This is a genomic window from Holdemanella sp. (assembly GCF_056804935.1).
Genome location: NZ_DBMEXE010000104.1, coordinates 1 through 2,496 on the forward strand (window position 1 = coordinate 1; position 2,496 = coordinate 2,496).

The 2,496-nt window shown below is 35.1% G+C and carries 3 protein-coding genes and 1 pseudogene; all 4 read right to left on the reverse strand.

Annotation, left to right across the window (positions count from 1 at the left end):
- On the reverse strand, positions 1-362 hold a 362-nt coding region (locus ACZQCL_RS05870; protein WP_482482206.1), incomplete at its 3' end, for an AAA family ATPase.
- Between the two features lie 99 nt (positions 363-461).
- Positions 462-1,205 carry a copper homeostasis protein CutC gene (locus ACZQCL_RS05875; RefSeq protein WP_288523254.1) on the reverse strand — a complete coding sequence of 248 codons (744 nt, stop codon included), beginning with the start codon at positions 1,203-1,205 and terminating at the stop codon, positions 462-464.
- Positions 1,189-2,310: a Sapep family Mn(2+)-dependent dipeptidase gene (locus tag ACZQCL_RS05880; RefSeq protein ID WP_331865670.1), complete on the reverse strand. Its 1,122-nt coding sequence runs from the start codon at positions 2,308-2,310 to the stop codon at positions 1,189-1,191. The genes ACZQCL_RS05875 and ACZQCL_RS05880 overlap by 17 nt, the downstream gene beginning before the upstream one ends.
- 1 nt (position 2,311) lies before the next feature.
- Positions 2,312-2,496 (reverse strand): annotated as a pseudogene (locus ACZQCL_RS05885) (N(4)-(beta-N-acetylglucosaminyl)-L-asparaginase); the annotation flags it as partial.

Below are 2,496 nucleotides of genomic sequence, written 5' to 3' on the forward strand. Positions count from 1 at the left end.
ATATGCTTTTGAATAATAGAAGAAATAGGGGGATAGCTTTCAGCTAAATATGGATATTCATCAATCGCAAGAACTATTTTTTGATTTGTTTCTAACATTTTATCAATCGCATTAAATAAGCTTTCAAATGAATCATATACGATTGAATCATTCCTCGAAATCACTCTCGACAATCCAATTAAATTTTCTTTTTGAGTCCCTTCCAATGAAACATACAATAAGCTCTCTTTATTTTTCAAAAACTCCCGAATCAAAGTTGTTTTTCCAACTCTTCGACGCCCATAGATTACCGCAAACTGAAATTCATTCGTTGAGTACATTTTTTCTAATTTTGTTAATTCACTTTCTCTACCGACAAACATATAAGATCTCCATTTACTAAGTTATAACTTACTTAGTTATAACTTAGTAAATTATATCATCCCTTGCAACTTTGCACAAGAAAAGACGGGAACCCCGCCTTACTTGATACTATTCACTAATTTTGTAACCAACTCTACGTCCACTACATCATAGTCATTTTCATGTGGACTTTCTAAGTAACTATATGAAACACCATTTTTTGTTGTGGTTGTATCTGCTTTATAATTCTTACAAGAAGAATGCACCTGATATACGCCTGTATAATTCATCATCATTTTTGCGTTTTCTGCATTCATTCCACTGCCAGGAAGAATCTGAATCTTATCACCATATTGATTATTCAATACTTTAATTAAATCAATACCTTCCATAGCTTTTGATTTTTGTCCACTTGTAAGTACGCGATCCGCCCCTAAATCAATCAATGTTTCAATGGCTTCAAATGCATCTGGCGTAACATCAAAAGCTCTGTGGAATACAGCTTCCTTATTGTATGAATGAATCAAGTCGATCATTCTTTTTGTGTCCTCTTCACAAATTGTGCCATCCTCATTTAAAAAACCAAACGCAATTCCATCAGCACCATGATCCAAAAGAATCTTGGCGTCTTCAAACATAATTTCTACATCTTCTTTTTCATAACAGAAACCAGCAGCGCGTGGACGTACCATACAAATTACAGTTAAATCTGTTTCTTTTTTTACACGAACTAGACTTGCGACACTTGGCGTTAAGCCACCAACACTTAACGCACTATTTAATTCAACCCTTTTTGCCTTACCCTGATATGCAGCTATACAATCTTGATAACTACCTGCACATACTTCAATCATTCTCTCCATTAGCCAACCTCACTATACTTAATGCGTATATTTTCGCATTCAAAATCAAATCACTACGATCCATCCATTCATTCGGATTGTGCCCAATGCCCTTTTGTCCAGGAAAACTAGGTCCAAAAGGAACTATATTTGGCATGATCTTCGCATAAGTTCCACCCGTAGTTGTAACTGGCGTACCATCCATGCCTGTTACCTTTTCATAAGTCGCCTTTAATGTTTGACATAAGAATCCATTTTTATCAAAATAAACAGGATCATAATTATGTATACATTCTACTTGTAGTCCTTTGCTTAATTTAGATTTGATTGTCTCCTCTATTGTATCATTACTAATACTTGCAGGATAGCTAAAAGAGAAGTCAAAGCCAAGTTTTCCTTCTAAATCCACCAGCTTTTTATTACTCATCTGCATTTTACCAAATTCAGGATCCTCAATATTTAGTCCCAATTTATTTCCAAATCCATTATCCGATAAAATATATTCATTAATAAATTGATTAAATACAGTTTTATTTTCAATAGCCGCACTCACACGATAGGTACTTCTTCCTCTTTCCGCATATACAACCGGATATTTACAATCGGGTGTCCAACCCATAATAGGTGGTTTTCTGACTTTAAGGAAATGTGTTAAATCTTCAAATCCCGTTTCTTCATTCGTTCCAAACAAAATATAAACAGGACGCTTTAACTGAATTTTCAATTCCTTTATGGCATATAATGCGTATAAACAAGATAAAGTCGGTCCTTTATTATCTAAAATACCGCGGGCAAAGATTCTGCCATTTTCATCTTCATAAGCTGAGAACGGAGGATGATTCCATCCTTCTCCTACAGGTACAACATCTAAATGTCCCATAATGCCAATATAGTCTTCTCCTTGACCATATTTGGCAATACCCACCATATGATCGACGTTCTCTGTTTCAAAACCTAATTCACGAGCTAATTTCAATGCTTCTTCTAAAGCTTTATTTACGCCTTCTCCAAAAGGCATACCTGGCTTAGCTTCACTTTGTACACTATCGATTTGAACAACTCTTTTGATTCCTGAAATCATCTCATCGCTGATTTCATCGATTTTCTTTAATAATGCCTCTTCCATTTTATTTCCTTACTAATGGAGCTGTGCGCGTAGCCATATAGTTGTCCATCCATTCTTTACTAGCAACTTCAAATGTGCATTTTCCATCCTCATCATGATTTACTAAATATACTGTTGGAGCTTGTTTTTCAGTTGCCACTACAAAACTAAAACCTTCAATATTTGTAGCGCAACCCCATTCACCCT